The sequence below is a fragment of the Paenibacillus sp. y28 genome, from assembly GCF_037137075.1.
GTDB lineage: Bacteria > Bacillota > Bacilli > Paenibacillales > NBRC-103111 > JBBBNV01.
The window spans coordinates 1-24,216 of record NZ_JBBBNV010000042.1 but is presented as its reverse complement, the minus strand read 5'-3'; the positions used below and the strand labels follow the sequence as shown (position 1 = coordinate 24,216).

General features: G+C 53.4%; 17 protein-coding genes. 4 read left to right on the top strand and 13 right to left on the bottom strand.

Annotation, left to right across the window (positions count from 1 at the left end; translation table 11 throughout):
- Positions 1–252: 252 nt before the first annotated feature.
- The 3 genes from WBG83_RS20995 to WBG83_RS20985 all read right to left on the bottom strand — a co-directional run bounded on the left by WBG83_RS20995 (position 253) and on the right by WBG83_RS20985 (position 1,806).
- A complete protein-coding gene (locus WBG83_RS20995; RefSeq protein WP_336747319.1) occupies positions 253–483 on the bottom strand; it encodes a cold-shock protein in 231 nt (76 codons plus the stop codon).
- Positions 484–561: 78 nt separating this feature from the next.
- Complete coding sequence (locus WBG83_RS20990; protein WP_036592608.1) at positions 562–762, bottom strand: cold-shock protein; 201 nt, start codon at positions 760–762, stop codon at positions 562–564.
- A gap of 303 nt (positions 763–1,065) precedes the next feature.
- Positions 1,066–1,806, bottom strand: coding sequence for a suppressor of fused domain protein (locus WBG83_RS20985; RefSeq protein WP_336747318.1), 741 nt, complete (start codon positions 1,804–1,806; stop codon positions 1,066–1,068).
- Positions 1,807–2,112: 306 nt separating this feature from the next.
- Between WBG83_RS20985 and WBG83_RS20980 the strand changes: the two genes are divergently transcribed.
- On the top strand, positions 2,113–2,469 hold the full coding sequence (locus WBG83_RS20980; protein WP_336747317.1) for a DUF1304 domain-containing protein: 357 nt from the start codon (positions 2,113–2,115) through the stop codon (positions 2,467–2,469).
- A 689-nt stretch (positions 2,470–3,158) separates the two neighbouring features.
- Complete coding sequence (locus tag WBG83_RS20975; protein ID WP_336747316.1) at positions 3,159–3,944, top strand: phosphotransferase family protein; 786 nt, start codon at positions 3,159–3,161, stop codon at positions 3,942–3,944.
- Between the two features lie 112 nt (positions 3,945–4,056).
- Here WBG83_RS20975 and WBG83_RS20970 read toward each other — a convergent pair whose 3' ends face one another.
- The 6 genes from WBG83_RS20970 to WBG83_RS20945 form a co-directional block, all read right to left on the bottom strand.
- Positions 4,057–6,015: a CotH kinase family protein gene (locus tag WBG83_RS20970; RefSeq protein ID WP_336747315.1), complete on the bottom strand. Its 1,959-nt coding sequence runs from the start codon at positions 6,013–6,015 to the stop codon at positions 4,057–4,059.
- A 203-nt stretch (positions 6,016–6,218) separates the two neighbouring features.
- Positions 6,219–6,869 carry a ribonuclease H gene (gene rnhA / locus WBG83_RS20965; RefSeq protein WP_336747314.1) on the bottom strand — a complete coding sequence of 217 codons (651 nt, stop codon included), beginning with the start codon at positions 6,867–6,869 and terminating at the stop codon, positions 6,219–6,221.
- Positions 6,870–7,316: 447 nt separating this feature from the next.
- On the bottom strand, positions 7,317–8,678 hold the full coding sequence (locus WBG83_RS20960) for a sulfatase-like hydrolase/transferase (protein WP_336747313.1): 1,362 nt from the start codon (positions 8,676–8,678) through the stop codon (positions 7,317–7,319).
- 26 nt (positions 8,679–8,704) lie between these two features.
- On the bottom strand, positions 8,705–9,595 hold the full coding sequence (locus WBG83_RS20955; protein ID WP_336747312.1) for a carbohydrate ABC transporter permease: 891 nt from the start codon (positions 9,593–9,595) through the stop codon (positions 8,705–8,707).
- Positions 9,595–10,443 (bottom strand): carbohydrate ABC transporter permease, encoded by an 849-nt coding sequence (locus WBG83_RS20950; protein WP_336747311.1) that lies wholly within the window; start codon positions 10,441–10,443, stop codon positions 9,595–9,597. The genes WBG83_RS20955 and WBG83_RS20950 overlap by 1 nt, the downstream gene beginning before the upstream one ends.
- A gap of 134 nt (positions 10,444–10,577) precedes the next feature.
- Positions 10,578–11,912: an ABC transporter substrate-binding protein gene (locus tag WBG83_RS20945; protein ID WP_336747310.1), complete on the bottom strand. Its 1,335-nt coding sequence runs from the start codon at positions 11,910–11,912 to the stop codon at positions 10,578–10,580.
- Positions 11,913–12,083: 171 nt separating this feature from the next.
- On the opposite strand from WBG83_RS20945, the gene WBG83_RS20940 reads away from it, so the two are divergent.
- Complete coding sequence (locus tag WBG83_RS20940; RefSeq protein ID WP_336747308.1) at positions 12,084–12,839, top strand: response regulator transcription factor; 756 nt, start codon at positions 12,084–12,086, stop codon at positions 12,837–12,839.
- The gene (locus WBG83_RS20935) at positions 12,766–14,652 is read left to right on the top strand and encodes a cache domain-containing sensor histidine kinase (RefSeq protein WP_336747307.1); all 1,887 of its coding nucleotides are present in this window, start codon (positions 12,766–12,768) and stop codon (positions 14,650–14,652) included. The genes WBG83_RS20940 and WBG83_RS20935 overlap by 74 nt, the downstream gene beginning before the upstream one ends.
- 286 nt (positions 14,653–14,938) lie before the next feature.
- Here WBG83_RS20935 and WBG83_RS20930 read toward each other — a convergent pair whose 3' ends face one another.
- The 4 genes from WBG83_RS20930 to WBG83_RS20915 all read right to left on the bottom strand — a co-directional run.
- Entirely contained in the window at positions 14,939–18,100 is a 3,162-nt protein-coding gene (locus tag WBG83_RS20930) for an alpha-mannosidase (RefSeq protein WP_336747306.1), read from the bottom strand.
- Between the two features lie 174 nt (positions 18,101–18,274).
- Positions 18,275–19,615, bottom strand: a complete 1,341-nt coding sequence (locus WBG83_RS20925) for an ABC transporter substrate-binding protein (protein WP_336747304.1) — start codon at positions 19,613–19,615, stop codon at positions 18,275–18,277.
- A 280-nt stretch (positions 19,616–19,895) separates the two neighbouring features.
- Positions 19,896–20,417, bottom strand: coding sequence for a DUF402 domain-containing protein (locus WBG83_RS20920; RefSeq protein WP_336747303.1), 522 nt, complete (start codon positions 20,415–20,417; stop codon positions 19,896–19,898).
- A gap of 293 nt (positions 20,418–20,710) precedes the next feature.
- On the bottom strand, positions 20,711–24,216 hold a 3,506-nt coding region (locus tag WBG83_RS20915), incomplete at its 5' end, for an invasin domain 3-containing protein (RefSeq protein WP_336747300.1).

Sequence of the window (24,216 nt, the reverse complement as noted above, 5' to 3'; positions counted from 1 at the left end):
CAAGCCTTTCAAATGGGCATACAAGGGTAAAGCCCTGAGCGTTTAAACGTTGGCCTATTTGCGGAATATAGCACTAGTGTATCAGATTCCCCGTCCTGTGTCGACTATATCTGGGTTGAACAAATCCGGCTGCCTCAGCGAGCGGAGCCTCTTCCCGGCCGGAGGCACGCTTCGCCTCCACCCAGAAAAAAGCTGCCGGGAACCGGATTCATGTCCTGAATCCGATATCCCGGCAGCTGTGACCGCTTCTTGTTATGTAATTTGTACGCCCTTCTTTAAATCCTTCTGATTCTTCGATGTATTCACAAGCAAAGGCAGGGCCTTCGTTCCGCTTACCATGGGAGATTGGCATTGCCTGCATGTCGGGACCACCTCAAATGAAAAATCATCTCTCATCCAACTGTTACAACCGTCATTTGTGCAAAGCCAGATCGCCGTTTCTTCTTCAGGAACAACCTCGAACGATTTTTTCCGTGAATACATGGAAGACGCCTCCCTTTTTTTCATAGGTTGCCCAAAAAAAATGCCCTTAACTCACGTTAAGGGCATTTTTAGCAGAAATTACAATTTTACAACGTTCTCAGCTTGAGGACCACGGTTGCCTTGAACAACGTTGAACTCCACGCGTTGGCCTTCGTCCAATGTTTTGAAGCCGTCGCCAACGATTGCGCTGAAGTGTACGAATACGTCGCTTCCGCCTTCAACCTCGATGAAGCCAAAGCCTTTTTCTGCGTTAAACCATTTTACTGTTCCTGTTTGCATGGGTAATTACCTCCAAAAATAATTTACATGACCTTCTTTATCCCGAAGAAATAAAAAATTCACATATTGGAAAAGGTTACTCTCTGACAAAATGATAACCCTTTACAATATGTGAATTCAGGTCATAATTTATAATCATATCTTACCACAGTCCTTACGGGAAAGCAAACGTTTTGTATCCCCTTTCAAAATTTTTTTTGTTTCATCAGAAAACTATCGCTCCGGGCCAGCCGTACAACGTTATTTCTTCATAAGGAAGGCCCCTGTCCAACGCTTCGAGCTGGGCAGAGGCCCTGCCGGCCATTATTTTTTCCAGAAGGAGAAGCGGGATTTTTTGCACACCTTTTTCCGGTTTGGCTGGAATACCTCGTTCATCCCGTGCTCGTCGAATTTGTCGGTCAGTTTACTGTACCCGTACTTCAGCTTGAACTCCATCTCCTCCCCGTACAGCGGCACAATGCAATAAAACCGCACGGTTCGTTCCTCGTCCATCGGAAGCGTCAGGAAATCCGGGTGAACCGTAATCGGCCGAAGCAAAATGATGCCGTTCATCTCCGTCTGGCCAGATAACGGATTGGCAGGATCTCCGTTCGGCATGGTATGCCCGTCGCCAAGCCACGTCTGGAAATCATGCGGGAACCGGGCCAGCATTTTCAGCCACTGAATGGGCCAATAATTCTCTTGCTCCTGAAACGCCTCGCTTGAAATCGGCCACTCCGGCGGGAGGCACATCATCAGCTCCGCATAGCGATAATCCTCCTGGCCTTCCGGCACATTCATCGGCTTGTAGCTCATTCCTGTCGTAAATAGCGTATGAAAATTCCGCGCTTCTGTCGGCTTGATATGATACACATCAATATGGACCAAATCGGACAAAATTTCATGGAAGACGTGATCGATGGGTCCGACGTATTTTTCCACATGGGCTTCGATTTTCTCGCTCCAGCCCTCCTCCCCATATTCAGGCGGCGTCCATTCCCGTTCCTTGTCTTCATACTTATATATCGGATTTCCCGCTTCCGAATAACTGGATGGCTTAACCATCGTTCTTCACCTCGGCTTCATTGGACTGGGCTGCTCGTTCGCAGGCTTCTAAGCAGCGGATTTCTTTACGAGCACAGGAAACAAAAAGCATATTTCTAGTTCCTTCCTTTTTATCGACAAAATGATGGGAAATTTGTAGACCCGCAGGCAGTTTTGCCGCTTGTCCTTCGAAGCCTGAAAACCGATGAACCCCTCCGAGCCTTCGGCAGATCTAAGCGCACGCTCTAACACCTTGCATCTTGTCCCCCGGGTCGTATAATAGAAGGTAAAACCTGTCATTTATCCTGGAGAAAAGAGGCGTTTCTGTTGATAAGCTCGATTTTGGTCGGTATTGTGGCTGTGGAGCATGTGTACATCCTGTGTCTGGAAATGTTTTTGTGGACCTCCCCCAGAGGGATGAAGACGTTCGGTACGACTAAGGAATTCGCGGAAGCCTCGAAGGCGCTTGCTGCAAATCAGGGATTGTATAACGGCTTCCTGGCGGCAGGCTTAATTTGGGGTCTTGTGCATCCGAATGCGGAATTCGGCGGACAACTGACGCTGTTCTTCTTGTGCTGTGTCCTTATCGCGGCGCTTTATGGAGGAGCCACTGTCAGCAGGTCCATCCTGCTCAAGCAAGGGCTTCCTGCCATTATCGCCCTGCTCGCCGTCTTGTTTTTATAGTCCGTAACGAAAGAGCGCCTGACGGCGTTCTTTTTTTTGTTTCGATACCACAAGCGCTCATTCAAAAAAATTCAATTCCGACCCGACGATGACGAATTGGGACCGGGTGATACGGATCCCCGGCTTCTATCACATAAAGGTCCCCGGAAACCGTTACTCGTCCGCGTCATCAATGGGGAAGGAAGAAACCGTCTGCCAGGAGGAGCTCGTCCAGCAGCTTTCCTTGAGGCTATAGTATTTAGAACAAATCTCTAATTCAAGAAATTATCCACATATTATTAAAAATTATCCACATGTTGTCCACATGCCCGTGTATAACATAACCATTGGTCGACCGACCGCCGTCATGCAGCGAAACACTGCGCGCTGGGAGCTGCGCGCGGTGCGGATGTTCTGAGGGCGGTTCGCTATGTATCCCTATTTGAGCTGGATCGATAATCGACCCATACAATGTTCATTGTGTATCCAGAAATATCCAGCAATCAGGCGTTTTATCGGTATTAAAGGCAGATTTACAGCAGCCCCTACGAAAAATTACTGCTTCGTGTGCAACAGCTAAGAAAAACGGGTTTCTTTTCAGCGGTAACGAAAAAAAAACGGTTGGGGCTCCGCCTGACGCTTACAAATCAGTTGGCAATTATTTATGCTGATGGAGCAAGGAGGATTTGCTTCGACGGAAGGGCGGGAGCATGGCGCCAACGAGAGGCTTCACGCCCTGGGCAGACTCTGACATTTTTTCCGTTACAAATCGTATGGAGAGATGTATCATAACTTGGGTGAAAGAGGAGAATTCCCGATGCTATGGTGAACAATTTCCCAGCAGGAGATGGTGCCTTGAAAAAGATTGGCGAAGGCCGGACAGCCGAAATCTTTGTACGCGATCAAGCGGAAATCTTAAAGCTATACAGACACGGATTCCCGAAGGAAGTTTAACCAGAGCATTTGCCGATTTGCACTATCACATCCATCAATATGAGCTGGACATGAAGTTAACGGACAACGCTCCCGTTCAAAAGCAGAAAACGGTACTGGCCCAGAACATTCAGAGGGCACCACAGCTATCCGATAAGGTGAAAAAGGAAATCATCGATTATTTGGATGGTCTGCCGGATGGAAGCTGCTTATGCCATGGTGATTTTCACCCGGATAATGTACTGATCGGTGAACAAAACTGGGTCATAGATTGGATGACGGCCACGGTTGGAAATCCGGCCGGCGATGTCGCCCGCACACTGCTCTTATTCCGCTTTGGCACTTTGCCTGATGGAGCGCCAAAAAGCGTTACAGATGCGCTTGAACGCATGAGAAATACAATGAACGAGGTGTATTTGGAGCAATATCTCGCTTATTCGGGTCTGCCATTCAGTGCCATCAATGAAGGGATGCTGCCGGTTGCGGCAGCCAGATTATCGGAATGGATCTCGGACGAGGAGAAAGCACTGCTGCTTCCTTTAATCAGCGATCGATTAAAGTAACCGCGGCAAATTGCAGCAGTAATGATATACAACACAAAAAGGATGCCGCGATGGACATCCTTTTTGCGTTGGCGCTATTTAGTCTCTTTCATTATCCCTGTATATCCGTTCCTCATTGAGCCGCCGCGCTGGATATGGTCACAGCGGAAGCCGCCTGGTCCCAGCCGACATTCATATGAAGCCCCTCGGAGATAAACCGGACCGGCACAAGTGTACGGCCGCCGATGATGGAAGCGGGAGCCTCCAGAATGACCGGCTCATTGTTCACATACGCCGTTTCACTGCCGATAGTCAGCACAATCGTTGTATCGGCCTTGACCGCAGTTACGGTCCGGGTCGCGTCATCCCACGTTACCGTCGCCCCGAGCGCTTCGAAGATGGCTTTTACCGGAGCCAGAATGCTGCCGTTTTGATTCACCGGCTGCTGGTCGTCGAACACAACCCTTTGACCGTCCAGCACAACCGAGATCCCCTGCGCCGCTCCTGTCTGCGAAGCGGCCGGAGTGTCTGACGATGCAGCTTCCGGCAGCGGTGTGACCGGGAGGCCAAGCTGCTCCTGCAAATTGGCCAGTCGATTTAATGCGAAGGTCAGCAAGGAACCAGAAGCCATCGTGCCCATTCCTTGGCCTTGGCCCGGTCCTTGGCCGCCGCCCTGAGCGAAGCCGCCTTCCGGCGGGGACGGACGCTCGCCGGAAGCTCCCTCCGGACGCGCTCCTCCAGGACCGCCCTCCGGCCGGCTATCGCCGTCTGGAGGCGTCATGTCCTCCATCCCCTCCGGAGGGGTCATACCGCCGCCTTGCATACCGCCGTTTTTATCACCTTCAGTCGAATACGTCATGTTCGATTCAAATTGCTCCATGGTGTAAAATTTCGTCGGGTCCGCCTGCACAGAAGGCCTAATTAAATCAGACAGCTCGGCTACCCGGCCCTGTATGCCTTCCAGATAGGTGACCACCTCGGACACATAGCCCAAATACTTCGTTTTGTATTCCGGCACTTGCAGCAAATGGTTAATCATCGGCACACTTTCCATGCTGATTCCAAGAACCGGCACATCAACGGAAGCTGTGGTGGCGTTGGTGTTGGCCGCTGTTCCGATACCCGCCGCATTGCGCCCGCCGCCACCGCCGGAGTAGCCGTTGAACGACATGTTGAAATCCCAAGGAACAACGGTATACTTGCCGGAGGCATCGCCATACAGCATATAGTTATGGCCCTTATCGCCATTGTAGCTGTCATAGTTGCCGAGCACGGCATTCGCCGCAATGTACTGCAGAGCGGAATCGACATTCAGAACACTTTCAATATCCCCTTTTTCCCCGGCTGGCATCTCATTCAGGGTTTGGATGAAATGTTTCAGGGATGCCTTGTTGTCCTCTGTACCTCCATCATAGGTGATGGATTCGTACTCGCTTCCCGCTTCGTATTGGAGATAGCTTTTCTCGTCCGTGTCATACAGAACACCTTCTTCATAGCCCTCGCCGTAGTTCCTTTTCAGATAGCTGTCGTCCACAGCCTCCACCCCGACGTAGAAGCCGTACAGCTCCCCGTTTATATACAGGTTCGTAAATACGGTAAGCGGCACATCCATGCCGATCTTGCGCAGAGCTTCGTAATGAAGATACTCTCGCAGGAAGGAAGGGTCCGAGTAGCTGTTATTCAGCACCATTTTATCCAGTCCGAGCAGGGTCTGCGATTTGTCGTATTTGTCGAATTTCAGCCTGAAGCTGTACCGGTCGGAATCGCTCATGCCCGCAACCGCCTTCAAGGTCAAATTGCCCTTCGTCGAAAAGCCGACATTCTCCAGCACATTCCCGTCGACCTCCACGGTCGCCTGTTTATATTCCTTATCCAGCGGGCTGGCCAAAATGCTCTGCCAATCCTCATCGGCAATCGTTACTTTCACATCCATGATGCGGTCGCCTTCAAATAACGATTCATATGGCTGCGCTATCCCGCTATCCGCAGCCAAAGCTGGCGCCGCTGTTCCGGCCAACCCGGACACCGAGGTAACCACTGCAGCGGATACGAGCGCCACCGTAAACTTTTTCAGTACGTGAGTCCATTTCATTTCCCCATCCTCCTTGTAGCAAGCCTTCATTGCAGCCGTGACGATGACGTTGCTAATTCACAGGGTTTATCTTAACGCATGGAACTGAATACCGACTGAAAGCAAACTTAACATTTGCTGAACATCGTTCAGCCGAAATCAAGCGCACAAAAAGGCGGCATAAAAAAGACACCGTTTCCGGTGTCCTTTTGCAGGCCAGCTCCCTATTTTCGGTTGTAATCGGCTTTGATTTCGCCCCAGCTCTGCGTTTGCCATTTGAGAATTTGGTTCTTGTAGGTGTTCGTCCGCAGCCAGTTCTCGGCCCGGTCCACCAGGTCCCAAATTTCCCGGGTCGATTCATCGCGGGGCAGCGTCGTCGAAACTGCCTTTTGCCTGACCCACTTCATCGCTGTGAGAGAGTCGCTGTATACCGTTTTAGTGCTGCCCTGCTTCTGCAAATAACTCAGCGCATGTACAATCGCCAGAAACTCGCCCAAATTATTGGTCCCTTTGCTAATCGGGCTTTTCTCAAAAATGACTTCTCCTGTCCGGGTATCAACGCCCTTATACTCAACAGGGCCGGGATTCCCGTTGGTTCCTACATCCACCGAGATGCTGTCATAATCAATTTGTTCCGCTGCTTCAGCCTCTGCAGGCGAGACTTGGCCCGCGGCTGTCCGCGGCTGTTGTCCTTGTCCTTGCCCCCAATTCCCCTTCCAGCCCGCGCGAAAAGCCTGCTCCGCCGCCACGTTGGACTCATAGGCCTTGAACTTGGCTCCTTCGAACTGGTTGACCTGCCGCTGGCACTCCGGCCAGCTCGTATATACGCCGGGCTGCCGCCCGACCCAAACGACATAATACTTTTGCTTCGCCATGGAATCTCCTTCGGTTTGTATTCATCCGTAATCCCTGCTGTTTCCTTACTGAATCCGTATCCCTATCATTTCGCCAAGGAAGCTGCCATTTCCTCTACAAGTACACGATTCCCGATTAGGAACCGTATTATGATGGCTCATGCTCATAGAAAAAGAAAGCCCGGGCCGCTGCTTCCAGATACTTGACCTGTAATTCCAGCTCGGGGCCTTCACCACCGTACGCAACCGGACAATACTGCGCGCGCCGACCATGCCGCTTAACAAGACGATATTCGCGCAGATGGTCATCATAATGAATGTGATCAGGACGAAGGACAAGGAAACAGTCCGGAATGAATAACATATCCCGTCAAAGCCTGACCTTCCGTTTCGGAATAGGTCAGGCTTCTATTGTTCAACCGGCTTCGCGGGAAATTCCGGCCGCTTTATTCGCACGCTTGGTTAGTGTTAGTAAATATCCTCCGGATTGATTCGCAGCTGCCCGGAGACGACCGGGGGCAAAAACCGGATAAGCGGGACCGGCTCACCCGCCGCCGCCATCCGCGCGAGAAGACGTTCTCTCAGCTGGCTACGGACCGGCTCATGCGAGGCCTTGTCCACGAGATTGTTCAGCTCGTAGGGGTCCGCCTCCAGGTCGTACAGAAACTCCTCCACATACTCGGCCGCCCCGGCATCGCGAATCGGATCACGGCCAGGCGCGGTTACGCTGTACTTCCAGCGTTTGGTCCGGATAGCCCGTCCGACCTGCGACTCGCTAATCTGCACAAACACCTCCTGCGGCCAATCAGCGCGCTTTCCGTTCAAGAGAGGCACTACAGAACGTCCCTGCATGGACTCCGGAACCGGGATGCCTGCTGCATCGAGCAGTGTCGGCGGCAAATCAACCAGGCTGACAAGCTCCCGCAAGGTACCGCCGCCGTCAAAGCCGGGACCGCTGAAGGCCATAGGCACCCGGATAGAGCTTTCATGGCACGATCGCTTGTATTCGGCATTACGTGTCTTGAAGTGGCAGGCATGGTCGGATGTGAACGCGAGGATCGTATCCTCCGCCAGACCAAGGCTTTTGATCGCGTCGTTTAACCGGCCCAGGGCCTCATCCAGCCGTCGCACCATCCCGTAATACCCGTCCAGATGCTGGTGCGCATTGCCGCCCAGCGCTGCGAGATCAGGCGGGACATACCGGCCGGTGTAATGGCCTCGGTATACATCCGGAGCGGGATAATCGTCACGGTGGTTCTGATGATGCGGCTCCAGATACGAAAGAAACAGATAGAACGGCGCATCGGCGTCCCGCCGGCTTCCGATATAGCGGATAGCCGCATCCGTCAGCGCATCGGCCCGGTAGCCCGGCAGCTCGACCGGTTCATTGTCATTATTGTACAGCACGGTCTTATACGCATCTGAAGTATGCTCAAGGGCATCGGCAGCGAGCCAATAATCATACCCGCCCCGCTTCTCGACCGGCACAGGGCTCGTTCTCGTGCACGCCAGGTGCCATTTGCCGATATAGGCGGTGTCATATCCGGCTTCCCCGAAATAATGAGCCAGCGTCCTTGAGCCTTCCGGAAGCGGAATTCCGTTGGTGAAGCAGCCAGCTTCGGTGGCATATAAGCCGGTTTGTACGGACGAACGGGCCGGGCCGCAGACCGGCTGGCAGGTAAACGTATATGCAGCGTGTGTTCCCAGCGCGGCCATGCGATCGAAGTTCGGTGTCAGCCCAAGCGGATTGCCATGGACACCGGTCGTATCCCAGCGCTGCTGATCAGTAAAGAATACAATGACATTCGGCCGTTTGGCAGCCTTCCCCATGGATGAAGCTCTCCTCTCTGGCTCGGTTACCCCTTAATGCCGGTAGTGGCGATGCCTTCAACAAAATATTTTTGCGAGAAAAAGAAAATGAGGACCGGAGGCAAAATCGCAAGCACCGACATCGCCATAATCTGGTTCCATTCCACTGTGCCGCCCGTCGAGTCGATGCTCATCCGCAGGGCCAGAGAAATCGGGAACTTCTTCACGCTATTAATAAAAATGAGCGGGTTAAAGAAATCGTTCCACGTCCAAATGAACTGGAAAATAGCGGCGGAAATCATCGCCGGAAAGCTTAAAGGCAGCAAAATCCGCAGCAATATCTTCGGAGGATTGCAGCCGTCCATCACGGCGGACTCATCCAGCTCCCGGGGCAAGCCCCGGAAAAACTGCACCATCATGAAAATAAAAAACGGGAAGCAGCCGAAGGCAGCCGGGGCGATAAACGGCCAGTAGCTGTCCAGCCAGTGCAAATTGCGGAAAATAAGATACCGCGGAATAATAATGACGGTATGCGGCAGCATCAGAGTAGAGATCATAAGAATAAACATCAGGTTGCGCAGCGGGAACTGGAAGCGGGCAAAGCCGTAAGCGACCATAACACTGGACACGACAGTCAAAATAACGGTCGGCACAACCATCAGAAACGTGTTGTAAAAGAAGATAGCGTAAGAATACTGCCCCGTCCCCTCCCAGCCTTTAAGGTACGAATCCCAAACAAATTCACTCGGCAGCAGGCTGAGCGAGCCGAACAAATCTGCATTCGTCTTGAATGAGCTGAAGAACAGCCAAACTAACGGATACACCATCAGCCAGCCCAGAAGGATTAGCGCCACATGCTTCATCACATTCCGGATTCGAGCGTTCCGTTCCCGCCTGCTTGCGCTCGGGCGGGGTACTGCGGACGTTTGCGTTTGCATTAGCCTTTCCCTCCGTCTTCATAGTGGACCCATGATCTTGCCGATCGGAAGATGAACAGGGTCAGGATCAAGATGACAGCAAACAGGAACCAGGACAGCGCAGAGGCGTACCCCATTTTCATATTTTGGAATGCTTCATCATAAATTTTCAGACCAAACAAGTAGGTGGATTTAAGCGGACCGCCGTTTGTTACGACGAATGCAGCGGTGAATTCCTGCAAAGCATTAATCGTTTGCATAACCAGATTGAAGAAAATAATCGGTGTCAGCAGCGGAATCGTAATTTGCCACAGCATCCGAAGCTTCCCGGCGCCGTCGACCATCGCCGCTTCATAAAGCTCGCCCGGAATTTGCTTCAGGCCGGCCAAGAACAGGACCATGGACGATCCGAACTGCCAGACCACGAGAATACTAATCGTTCCAAGCGCCACCTGCGGACTGCCCAGCCAGTTAACCGGAGGAAGGTGGAAAAAGGACAGCGCCTGGTTTACAACCCCTTCCTTCATAAACAGGAAGCGCCATAAAATCGAAATGGCCACGCTTCCGCCCAGAATGGAGGGCAAATAATACACTGTACGGTACAAATTCACCGCTTTGCTTTTCATATTCAGGATAATGGCAATCAGCAGCGCAAACGCCAGCTTGGCCGGTACGGCGATGACTGAATAAATGAGCGTTACTTTAAAAGAAGGGAAAAAATCTTTATCGTCGGTCAGCATTTTGACGTAATTGTCGAATCCAATGAATTTGCCCGGTTTGACTACGGTCGAATCGGTGAAGGAGTAATATAACGACAAGACGAGCGGATACAGCTGAAACCATAAAAATCCGATGATCCACGGCGACACGAATAACAGGCCCCAGAGGGCAGTACGCATATTCTTGCTTTTCAATTGGGATGTTCCTTTCCGTGTGTGGTGGGGGAAAGTCGGTTTCGTTAAAAAGAGTGCCGCCCGGTTCGGGCGTCACTCTTTCCGGCCTTTTACTTGGACTTCAACTCATTCAATTTGGCGGTAAAGCCCTTCAAAATTTCATCCGCCGCTTTATCCGGCGTCATTTGGTCATAAATCAGCTTTTGAATCGCATCCTTGACGATTTGAGCCAGCTCGGCATTCGTGCTGACCACGTTCGGTGCAACCGTTTTCTTCGCGGAAGCGAATTCAAGCCCCTTGGAGATGTCCGGATTCAGCTTGCCGGATTCCTGCAGCGCCTGTCTTGCCGTGGTTGATGCCGGAATTCCGCGCTGCGTCGTCAGCAGCAAGGCCGCTTCTTTATCGTTGATAAGATAGTTGATGAACTTTGCCGCTTCTTCCTTGTTCGGGGAATCCTTCCAAATCGAGAACCCGGTACCCGCTACCATGGCGTTGCCGGACTGGACAGCACCCGGATTTTCAGGGAATGGGCTAACGCCGATTTTTCCGTTTGGAAGTGCCTGCTTATACTTATCCATAGCCTGTACATAGTCGATCAGCATGCCGATTTCGCCTTTGACCCATTTCGGGTTTTGCTCCATTTTACCGACGAACGCGGTGCTGTCGCCAAACGGCTCAATGGCTCCGCTTTTGTACAGATTGGACAGGAAGGTCAAGCCGTCGGTCAGCTGTGCTTTGTCAAAGCCCGGTGTGAAGTCGTCATTAACCCAGCCTTTGCCTGTTTTTTGCATCATGTACGGCTGCAGCAGCAGCTTGTTGATAACGTCGATATCCGCCGTCAACAGGTACGCATTTTTGTCTTTTTCATGGAGCTTCTTGCCTTCTTCAATGATTTTGTCCCAGGTCCATACCGTATCCGCCGGGATGCCGTGCTTCTGCATAAAGTCCTGATTCACAATCGTTGTGGCGGCGAACATGCCGGATGGAACCATGATTTGCTTGCCCTTGTAAGAACCGAAATCCTTCAGCGCCGCTTCAGGCAGCTTGGTCAGATCGAGCTGGCTTTTGACAGTGTTCAGATCAAGCATGAAGTCACTCATGTCAACCGTCCACTCGTAGGTGAACTGGAACAAATCCGGAGCGGTCATGCCGGCGAACTGGGTAGCCAGCTTCTTGTTGTACCCGTCAAAGCCCATGTACTCCGCTTCGATTTTGACATTCGGATGCTGCTTCATGTACGCGTCGATAGCTGCAAGCGTCGCCTTATGCCGCGGGTCATTGCCCCACCATGCAAAGCGCAGCGTGACCTGCTTGTCGCCGCCCGAGGAGCCGGAGCCGGACACCCCCTGGCTTGCCGTGCCTTCCGATGAATTGCTGCAAGCGGTCGCAAACAACATCGCAAACAGAACCATCATCGCCGTCACATAACGTAGTCTTTGATTCATCATTGAAACCCCCTAGCCTTTGTTTTTCTGATTGTGGTACCATCTTCAAAATACCATGTATCCGCTTTCATAAAAAGACCCTTTGCTTGTGATCCTCGTTTACTAGTTGCCCGTTTTCTTTGGATCAGGTATCATTTCTTTAGAAAACCCGCCCGAAACGAGGGATGCCGGATGTATAAAATGGCGGTTATTGACGATGAAATCGAAGCGCGCAGCACACTGTGCAGCTGCTTTCCCTGGGAACTGGCCGGCTTTCAAATCGCGGTTCAGCTGAACAACGGATTGGAAGCGCTTAAATATTTGCTTCAGCACGAGGAGATTGACGCCATCCTCTGTGACATTAAAATGCCGCATATGACTGGTATCGAGCTGGCAAAGGAAATTCACGACCGCAAGCTTCAGGTCCGGGTTATTCTACTGAGCGGATTGCGGGATTTCGAGCTGGCGCGGCAGGCAATCAGCTACGGCGTACGCCATTATTTGGTCAAGCCGGCCAAATACAACGACCTGCAGACGGTGCTTGCGGAGCTGAAGCAGGAGCTTGACGAGCAGCCCGGCCGCAGCGCCTCCGGTAGGGTGTCCGCCCCTGCCGTTCCTGAAGTTCAAGGACTGAACCATCCGGTCATCCAGCGTATTTTGACCTACATCGAAACCGACTACCGCACCGTGACGCTGGAAGAGGTCGCACAGCTAGTGCACATGAATCCGACCTACGTGAGTTCGTTTTTCAAAAAAATAACAGGCCACAGGTTCTCCGATTACGTTCAGACCGTCCGTATGAAGAAGGCCGCCGTACTGCTGCGGGAGCAGCGCTGGAAGGCGCTGGAGGTCAGTGAAATGGTGGGGTACGCCAATGCGAAAAATTTTATCCGCGCTTTTAAACAGCATTACGGGAAAACGCCGGGGCAGTTCAAGCACGAAGATTAAATATGTCCGGCAAAGCGACGCCGCGCTGGCCCGTAAATTTTTCTATGACAACTTTCGCCGGATTATTGTGCTGTCCCTCATTCCGCTGACCCTGCTCGGGTCGCTGTCGATTTTCATTACGGAGCGGTATGTGCGCCAGTCCATTGAGCGGAACAATGAAAGCCGGCTGAATCAGCTGAAGGAACTGACGCAGCTTATTCCCGCCGAGCTGGATTCCCTCAGCCTCTCCTTCGACAAGGATCCCAAAATTAAAAACCGGCTGCGTTCAATTCTGAATACGCCCTCCTTTACGTTCGAGGAGTTGGAAGCGCTTTTTTATTTGCGCAACGTGATTGATGTTCCGGCCAACTCCAAGCCGTTTATCGATTCCATCTACATTTATTATGACAATCCGTACGGACGCTTCCTGAGCACACGCGACGGCATCGTCCAGCTTGATTCCGCTCTGGATACAACCTGGTTCTCGATGTATGAGTCGGGCGTTTTTGAGGAAGAGCAGCTGGTGACACAGCCGCGCTTGCTGTATACTAACACCCGCAAGGATTACGCCACGCCGGTTATTACCGTCTACAAGCCGTTTGCCAAGACCAGCCCCGGAAGGTTCCACGGACTCATTATTATGAATGTGCTTCCGGCGTATTTCGAGAAATCGTTCCGCCAGTTCAACGACTGGCCGGGCAGCTATTACTACATCGCAGACCGGAGCGGGACGCCCCTGGTCCCCGCAAGCAGCTTCGAAGGGGCTGTTCCTGTGCCGGAGGAGCTTCCGGCCTCATCCGGCAGCGGGCTGATCCGCTTTCCTTATCACGATGCCTGGGTCAGCATGAAGCAGACACCCCGCCTGGGGTGGAATGCGGTGTCTGTCGTGCCGACGAACACCCTGTTCAGCCTTCCGCGCACACTGGTGTACTACACGTTGTCCCTTGTTGCGCTCTCGCTGCTGCTCAGCGTGCTGTACGCGTTGTGGATTACCCGCAAAAATTACCGGCAAATCGTGCAAATCGTCAATGTGCTGGAGCATGCCGACGACAGCCAAACCTCGGCTCAGACCGTTCCCGAGAAAATTCAGGATGTCTATGAGCTGATTGTCAAAAATATTCTGGACACCTTTCTGGAGCAAAATTATTTGCGGGTGCAGCTGTCCGAGCGACAGGCCAAGATGGAGCTGCTTGAGCTGAAGGCGCTGCAATCCCAAATGAATCCTCATTTCATGTCCAATACGCTGCATTCGATCTATTGGAAGGCGTTCCAGCTGACGCGGTCCCCCAATGAGGCCTGCCTTATGATTGAGCAGCTCAGCGATTTGCTGGAATATGCTTTGCGGGCATCCGAGGATTTGGTCACGTTAAAGGAAGAGCTCGCCAATGTCCGCGGCTACGTAGAGCTGCAGCGGACCCGGTTCGGCGAACGGCTTCATGTGCTGTGGGACGACGAGACGGTTCCCGAAGCCTGCCGAGTTGTGAAAATCAGCCTGCAGCCGCTCGTCGAGAACAGTGTTCACATCGGTCTGGAAGCCCGACAGCAGCTTGCGGTCAAAATAAAATGCCGCCTGCACGGGCCAGACCTGAAGGTCACCATTATCGACAACGGACCGGGCATGACCAGGGAACGGCTGACGCTCATCCGTGGGTCGCTCCACGCCGATACCCTGCCCGGCAAGCACGTCGGCCTGTCCAACACCAGCAAGCGGCTTGCCCTGCATTATGGCTCTCCCGGTCTGATGCGGGTGCTCAGCAAGGAAGGCCTCGGCACCGCCATTACCCTGACCTTCCCGCAAACAATCGAGCCGTTTACCCGGGCTGTCGCTGAATAAACGGATACCGATCACGATCCAGATCCAGGAGAACCGCCGTGCTTCTCCGGCCGATGAGAAAAACACAAAAACAACGTGCAACGTCCAGATCAGGGCGCTGCACGTTGTTTAATGCGGCAGGAGATGCTCCGCATTTAGTTGAAGCTTCTGCTCCAGGGATACCCACTAGCCGGAGCCAGAGACCTGAATTTCAGGTTTGCGGTTTGCGATTTTGCGATTTTGCGGCAGCTTTTCAGCTTTTCAGCTTTGTAGCTTTTGGGAATTATGCGCTGGTGCTTTGCACCGCCTACCCCCGCTTCAGCTCGATGAGGAACGTTTTAATTTCATACGGCTCAATGTCGAATTCAGCCGCGGATTGTTCATGGCGCTTTCCAATCGGACGCTCCATCAGATCCGTCTCCTGCCAGGACACCAGGGAGAAAGCGCTGGTCAGACGCACGCTTCCACGCGCGCCGGTGAATTCATGTAAACGTACGATAAGACAATCGCTGTCCTCCGCCTTCTTCACGGCGTCAACCGTAACATAATCCGCACTACATCTGAACAGGCTTTGACACGACACAGCCGCAGCCCCTGGATGGCAGGTCAACGGATTATTCAATGCCCAAGCCTCCTGCGCCGTTTGCCCGGCTACCCAATCTCCCTGATGAGGCAGCAGCGAATAGGTAAACACATGGCGGCCCTGATCGGCGTGCGGATCGGGATGGAGCGCCGATTTAATGAGCGTCAATCGCAGAACATTGTCCTTCACATCATAGCCGTATTTGCAGTCGTTCAGCAGGCTGACCCCATAACCGCGCTCGGACAAATCCGCCCATTGATGACCGACTGTCTCGAACCGGGCATAGTCCCAGCTTGTATTCCAGTGGGTCGGACGCTTCACATTGCCGAACTGGATGTCGAAGGTCGCTTCCGTTGATCGGACGGAGACCGGAAACGCTGCTTTCAGAAGCTGCCGCTGCTCGTGCCAATCCGCTTCCGTATCGAAATCGATTCGTCTGCTGTGGGCATACACAATCAGCCGTTGGCTGATCGCCGAATCCATATACGCCCACTTGAAGCCCACAACCGCCCGGTGCTGCCCGCATTCCAGCAGCTCCAATGCCTCCAGCTGCTGGAAGCTTCGCTGCTTTTCCCCATAAAAAATATCGATATCCCACGCCTCGTAATTAACCGGCTTGTCCTCGAAAATCTGCAGCACATTCCCCAGCTGCCCTGCGGCCAATACCTCCCGCTTCGCTTCGCGGTCATAGATCCGCGTGAGCTGCCCGGCTTCATTCCACGCCAGTATATAAAACGGCGTCGTCAAGGAATGCCCGGTGTATGTGAAAGGAGAAGTATCTGTAGCTTCGGCAGGCTCGGCGCTCCACGTAATCGTTGTGCAGCCTAGTGCAGGAACCTCCTCCATCATAACTTGCCAGGAGCCTTCAACCCGATCCGCCTTCAGCAGCCTCCCTTCCCCGTCCTTCCAGCTGCCCTCGCAGCTATCCTGCGGTGCCGGGATATAGACCAGCTCCGACCGGTCAAAGGAGGCGCTGTTGAACACCGTCCAGCTGCAGCCGCTTTTTCCCTCCAAGGCCGCCTCATCTCCAGCAGCTGTCAGCTGCTGCGCCGCCGTCTGCCAGACCTCTCGACCCAGGCGATCGGCTTCTTCATATTCAAGGCGGGAATCCTCATACACCTCCGTAATGGAGGAGCCGGGAATAATATCGTGAAACTGATTGCGCAGCACAATCTCCCAGCCCTGATTCAGCTTGCTTGCGGGATAGGACGACCAGCTTTGCCCCGCGATGCTGTTCAACACCTGAATCCATTCGCTCTCACGGTACAGCAGCTCCAGCTTGCGGTTCATCCGCTTGTTGTAAGCCTGGCTCGTATACGTCCCGCGGTGATATTCCAAATACAGCTCGCCATCCCACGTATGAACGTACTGATCCGTCGCTTGAACGGTATGCTGAAGCTTCTGGAAAAAATCATCCGCCCGGCTTGGCACAACATGGGGGAGCCCCGGCATAACCTCCAGCCTGCGCCGCATCTCCAGCATATCCCGATTGACGCCGCCGCCCCCGTCGCCATAGCCGTAGGCTAACAGCAAATCCTGATTCAGCTCCTTGTCCCGGTACTTGTTCCAGATTCCTTGTACTGAATAAGGCTCGATAAAGCCGTTATACGTATAGGACCAGCCGGTGTGCTCCGCCGAAGGAGGTGTCGTAACTACATATGTCAGCACCTCGGAGCCGTCGATGCCGCGCCACCTGAAGGTATCGTGCGGCAGGCGGTTATATTGGTTCCAGCCGATTTTCGTCGTCATGAACGTATCGATACCGGATTTTTTTAATATTTGCGGTAAAGCCCAGCTGTAACCAAATACGTCCGGAAGCCACAGATAGCTGCACTCCGCCCCGAATTCCTCCCGAAGGAAGCGCGTGCCGTACAAAATTTGCCGGACCAGGGCTTCCCCGCTGGGCAGGTTGCAATCCGCTTCCAGCCACATCGCCCCGCCGGCTTCCCAGCGTCCCTCCTTCACCCGCGCTTTGATTTGCTCATAAATATCCGGATAATCGTTCTTGATGTACGCATACAGCTGAGGCTGTGTTTGAAGAAACACATACTCGGGATACTTCTCCATTAACCGGAGCACGGTAGAAAACGAACGCGCCGCTTTCTCCCGGGTATGCGTCAGCCGCCACAGCCAGGCTACGTCGATGTGCGTATGCCCGATGCAGTGCACGGTAACCCCGTGCTTTTTCTCCCAGGCGGACAACGCTTCACGCAGCGACGATCCGGCTGCCGTTACACTGGTATAGAACTGCTCCGAGCCGGGCTTCGACCAATCCAGCAGCAAAAATGCCCGGTCCACCGCCTGAAGCAGACCGTGCCGTTGAGGGTCGTTCTCGCCAAGCGTTTTGGCGGTATCCAGCATAGCGCGACCGGTATAATACAAATCGTCCGCAGCTTCATCCAGCCAGGCCAAATCCGCCTGCTTGAATTGGTGCTCTTGATCGGCCGGCACCCCTCCGCCTTCCAGACCAGACCAGAGACGGAAGCACAAATCCGCAGTCTCACCAGCGGCGTCCTTCGGCAAAAAAACCTCATGATGATTGGAATCTACACCCTGATAAGGCGATCCGTTCACATACAGAAGCGATTCGAAGCCGGAATTGTGATAATCTCCCGTTTTACCAAAATCAAACAGGCCGACCACCGTGCGCCCGCTCCAGGCATCAGGAATGTGCACCTGCCTGCGCAGCCATACGTACAGGTCCCGCCCTTTCCAGCGCTCCCCTTTCGTAATCGTGCTCCAGCTGCCTTCCGCCGGGGGCCGTGCGCCGTTTTGCTTCTCTTCATCGATCCTAAAGGACCAGTCGTTCAATCCGATTGCATCGCGATACCGGTATGGGCTAAGCTCCTTTAAGCGTTGTGTTAGCTTCTCTATGGTCCAGAACATCACTGATTTCCTTCCCTTCAATAATTATCGTCTCGTTTGGCAAGCCCGATCGGCAGGAAGCTTTGCAGGCACGCCCACGAATGATTCGAAAAACCTGTGCTCCGTTCGCACGCCACTTAAAACGAGCAGGCTAACCGCCAAGGTGCTGCTGCGGTTAGCCGTCTTCGTTCCCGTCTATTTGTCTTTGCCCAAAATTTGATTCGAGCTCTTGATAAACTGGCCGATCACGTCGTCCGCCGTTCCTTGGCCAAAGGAAATTTGTTCGCTGGACGTTTTGAAGTTTTTGTCTACTTCCGCGAAGCCTTGCGGATATGGCGGATCAATATCGCTCGAATGCTTGGATACCGTATCGACAAAGCTGAAAATCATTTGATCCGTTTCCGAAAGCGATGCCTTCAGTTGATCCCGGATTTGGGAATTCACCGGCACGCCCCGCTCGGAGCCAAGAATCTTGGCCGCATCCGGATCGTTAGCAAAGAAATCAATCACCATCGCCACTTCCTTCGGATGCGCCGATTTGGCATAGCCGGAAATGAACATGCTCGGCTTCAAATACTCCCCGCTCTTTTTCTCGCCTTCCGAGTGCGGGATAACTTGAATTTTCAAGGTATCCTTTTGGTTTTTCAGCGCCTTCTGAAAGGCAATGATCTGATTGGACCAGGCAAAATCCATTCCGGCCGTCCCAAGCGCCAGCGGGCGGGTCTCCAGGGCGTTCGTCATGGCCGCGGTCACCTCCGGCGTCGTTACACCGCCGTTCTTCCGCAAATCCGCCCACATCTTGAACCAGGCTGTCATATCCTCCTTGGTCGCCCCCAGTTTACCGCCACTGAACAGCGATCTCCCGTTTTGACGGACCATAATTTCAAAAATATTAATCGTCCCGGAAATATCCGCGGAGCCGTAGTAGCCTTTACCCTTAGCCTGCGCTATTTTGGTGGCAATGTCGCTAAAATCCTTCCATGTCCAGCTTTCCTTCGGATCTTCAATCCCAAGCTCCTTGAAAACGGAGGAATTATAGACCACACCCGGCGCATTGACTCCCAACGTGATGGCATAGAGCTTATTGTCAACGGAGCCGGCTTTGATCATGCTCTGGTCATGCGTGCTTGTCTGCAGAACCTTGCTCTCTACATAAGGGCTCAAATCCAGCAGCGCGCCGCGTTTCGCATAGTCCGTGAGGAACGCATAGTCCATTTGAATCAAATCCGGGGCATTCGCTCCGGCAACCTGGGTAGAAAGCTTGTCGAAGTAACCGTCCCAGCCGGAATATTCCGGCTTGATCTTGATTTCAGGATGCTTCTGCTCAAACAATTGCAGAGCCTTCGCCGTCAAATCGTGACGGGTTTGCGACCCCCACCAGGTCATACGAAGCTCTACCTTTGAACCGCTGCTTCCACTACCGCTGCCACTGCCTCCGGCAGCCGTTTGTTTATCACTCTTCGCTCCGCCGGCCGAGCAGCCGCTAATTGCCAGAGCAAGAGAAACAGCCGCGAGGGCTAAAGCTTTTTTTTTCACTGTGGTATCCCCTTTTCAGTGTGAAATGAAATCGCTTACAGGAATTATTGTAATTCATTTGGTTTTTTCCGAGAATGAAGAAAAGTAAGATAAACCTTAAGAAAAGTAATTTCCCCGGCCGCTTCAGCAAAGCGGATATTTTTTCGACCGCTCTGCTTCTGCTTTCGCCACTATCAAAAATAAATCCAAAATACAAATTATCTTGTATTCTGGATTTATCGTATAAAAGCTACCCTGATTTGAATGATGAACTTCATCGCCCTTCCATGTAGCTCATCGCCTATCTCCTATACGGTGTACCATGTAATTCCGCAAACCGCTCCATTGTTCCGTCAAACGGAAACCCCCGATCCCGGACCCGATCCTGCAAACGCTCCAATTCCACACGCGCTCTCCGAATAAGCTCCTCGGGATAGGAGAAAATAACGCTGTTGGCGGCGAATTCATCTTCATCTACAACCTGCCACTGTCCATTCCTGTAGACCAGATCCAGGTCTAAGTCGATGAAGGCTACCTTATTGTCCTTCATGGTTGCCGGCTCATTAATATTGCAGTAATACCGGCACGGCTTCCCGTCCATCACGTCGGCACTGACAGTAAACCAGGCGTCGAACGGAAACAGCTCGATCGTCTGATGCTCGACTGTAAACGTCTTTCCTTTTGTATGATGGCGCAGCTTCCGGCCCCGTTCCCCAAGCACAACGATATAGGTATCCGTTTTCTCCAGAAGTGTGGTGCTCCATTCGTAGTGCGGACGTCTGCCGTATTTTAACGCTTGTATGGTAATGAGCTGCTGATTCATAGCCGCACTCTCCTGTAGATGTGTTGATACCTATTATAACAGGTGAGGGAACAAATTTAACATTCCGAAGGAATTCCCAATCAGGTAGAAAATAAGGCCCTCCGCTCCTTCCGTATCCGTTCAAAAAGGACTGCATAAAACGCGACTCAGAGTCGCATAGGGATACTGCCAGCTTTTTTAACTTACAAATATTTGAATCGGTTATTGGCAAGTACAGTTAACAAGAAAAACGGCCACATGGCCGTTTTTCTCTGTGGATGATCTCTTAATGACGCCGTTATTTTAACCGAAGGCTATCCGTCAATGAATCCTTTCTTCAGCAGCATCCGGTATAAAAGCACGGTCATCTCAGCGCGAGTCAAGGACTGCCTCGGGCGCAATTCATTCCCGTAACCATTCACCAAGCCCGCCTTAATGGCGGTTTGTACCGAATCGCTAGCCCAGCCGCCAATTTGACTGCTGTCTGAGTAGACCGTTACGTCCACAGGCTCCCCGGTACCGGTTGTTACTGAAGCGGCATCCATGAATTGCATGGCACGGACCAGGGTTACAATGGCTTCCTGGCGTGATACTTCCCGATTCGGTTCAAACACTCCGCCCTCGAAGCCGTCCATCATCCCGTATGCTTTCACGGAGGCGACCGCACCGCTGTACCAGCTCGAGGCGCTTACGTCCTGAAAGCCTGCACCAGCTCCGCTCTCCGGCAAGCCGAGTGCTCTTGCAAGCAGCGCGGCCAGCTCCGCACGGGTAATGGCAGCTTCCGGCGCGAAGCGGCTTTTATCCACACCCTGCACAATCATTCTGCGATTCAGGCTGCCAATTTCAGATGCAGCCCAGTGTCCTTGAAGATCAATCAAATTAGAAGCTTTAGAGACGAGCGCATAGGCGCTATTCGTGAGACTGCGAATGACGGCGGCCTGACGTCCCTCGGTCTGAATAAATTCCGTCGGCACTGGGCGAACTCCCTGCTTCGGATTCCACACCACAGCTGTTGAAGCTGTACCGGCCCATTCCGCCGGCAAGTAAATGACCCGTTCCACATAACGGCCAAAGGTAGAGATTTCTTTCTTCTGCCCTTGATGCACCGCATACACTTCAAAATACACCGGTTCCCCAATCAGCCGGAAGCCGTCCTGCAGCGCTGCATCCTGCAAACCGGGTGTTCCTTCGTTATGCTCTTCATATCTAATGGTGATTTGAACCTCCGAGCCCTGCCAATCGGATTCCAGATTCACGATGTCGGCCAGCGGCAGGCGATATTGGCCTTGTCGGACTTCCAGCGTAATCACCGCTTCCTTCTCGGCAAGGGGCTTGATCGCTTCGCCAGGAAGCCGCAGATTAACCTGGGCCGCCTCATCCTGAACCGAAATTCGCAGGCTCTTGTCCGTCAAATCAGACAGGGAGCCGAGCACCTTTTGCAGTGTACCGATATCCAGCACGGCATCGATAGACTTCACTTTATTGGCATCCGTTTGAAGGGAGGCAATTCCGCCTACCTCTGTACCGTTTATCCAAATCTGAAGCGATTGGCCCAATGACGGCTGGCTTGGAGAGCTTGAAGACCCTGATGAACCGGAGGAATCAGAATCGGAATCAGAGTCCGCCGCTACACGAAATACATTCAGCGTATATGTCTTCACCGAACCGTCCTGTGCCTGAACACGGACCTCAAACACATTTTTGCCCATTGCAAGAGAATAATCGTCCGTGACCGAACCGCTGGCTACCTGCAGCCCGTTCACATACATCACGGCGTAAGCATCCGGGGCAGTCAGCAGCATGTTCAGCCCATAAACCGAATCCGCCACATTCACCGTGTAAAGCGCTGTTTCCGGGGCAAAATCAAGCCTTATTGTCCCGCCCAATCCTGTAAGCTGCCAGCCAGCCAAGCTTGCGTTGCTGCTTAGCGGAACAATGTTGCTGATTTCGATGAGGCTGACGTTGGTATTCCCTGCAGTATCCCGGACATACACGGAGTAAATTCCATTCTCCTGAACCGTAAACGAGCTCGTAATCTCCGTCCCTTGCGTGTCGAAATACGAGATAGGCCGGCTTCCAGCAGCCCACTTCACGGATGCGACACGATTAAATTCGCCATAAACCGATGACGTTACAGTAACCGTCACACCTCCGAAGGTTGGGACAGCAGGCGATGCCTCCAATTCGATCAACGGCGGTTGATCGTAGGTAAACGTAATATTCACCGTTTGATCGAGCGTCAACCCGCTCATTTCCTCTTTGGCGGAGTATGTCACATTCTCAGCCGTTGTATTGCTCACCGAGAAAGCGGCAATACCATCCGCACCGGTGAATCCGTAAACCTGGTCGATAACCGATCGTCCGCCATTCGCCTGAAGCGTCACCTGTTTACCGGCCAGCGAGTGATTATAAGCATCATTCAGCTTTACATAAATGGAGGCTTTACTGCTGCCGTCCGCCCGTACAACCAAATCGCTTGCGGTCACGGTAGAATGGGATGCGCTCATTCCGCCGGGCAAGAATTGTACACTGGCCGTTGAAATGACTGCGCTCCCGTATACGCTGGCACTGACCGTGGCCAAGCCTAATGTCGTGGAGGCCGTCAGCATCGCCGTGTACGTGCCGTTATTGTTATCCGATACGCCGCTAACGGTGCCCAGCGTCGTCGTAATCCCGACCGTCGCACCGCCTGTCGTCAGCGCATTGCCATGTGCGTCCTTCAGCTTCACCGTTACTGTCGTCTGGCTTGTGCCGTCTGCAGTCAAGGATGCAGCGTCCACCTCGACCGTACTGCTCGCCGCAGACGCTGCTCCCGGCACAAACTGCACGATCGCTGTCGACGTCAGCGCGGTCCCGCCAAGCGTGGCGCTTACCGTGGCGGCTCCCGCTGTCGCCGGAGCCGTCAGCGTCGCCGTGTACGTGCCGTTGTTGTTATCCGTGACGCCGCTAACGGTGCCTGACGTCGTCGCAATCCCGACCGTCACGCCGCCTGACGTCAGCGCATTGCCCTGCGCGTCCTTCAGCTTCACCGTCACCGTCGTCTGGCTTGTACCGTCTGCGGTCAAGGACGCAGCGTCCACCTCGACCGTACTGCTCGCCGCAGACGCTGCTCCCGGCACGAACTGCACGATCGCCGTCGATGTCAGCGCGGTCCCGCCAAGCGTGGCGCTTACCGTGGCGGCTCCCGCTGTCGCCGGAGCCGTCAGCGTCGCCGTGTACGTGCCGTTGTTGTTATCCGTGACGCCGCTAACGGTGCCCAGCGTCGTCGTAATCCCGACCGTCGCACCGCCTGTCGTCAGCGCATTGCCATGTGCGTCCTTCAGCTTCACCGTTACTGTCGTCTGGCTTGTGCCGTCTGCAGTCAAGGATGCATCGTCCACCTCGACCGTACTGCTCGCCGCAGACGCCGCGCCAGGCACGAACTGCACGATCGCCGTCGACGCCAGCGCGGTCCCGCCAAGCGTGGCGCTTACCGTGGCGGCTCCCGCTGTCGCCGGAGCCGTCAGCGTCGCCGTGTACGTGCCGTTGTTGTTATCCGTGACGCCGCTAACGGTGCCCAGCGTCGATGTAATCCCGACCGTCACGCCGCCTGACGTCAGCGCATTGCCCTGCGCGTCCTTCAGCTTCACCGTCACCGTCGTCTGGCTTGTACCGTCTGCGGTCAAGGACGCAGCGTCCACCTCGACCGTACTGCTCGCCGCAGACGCTGCTCCCGGCACGAACTGCACGATCGCCGTCGACGCCAGCGCGGTCCCGCCAAGCGTGGCGCTTACCGTGGCGGCTCCCGCTGTCGCCGGAGCCGTCAGCGTCGCCGTGTACG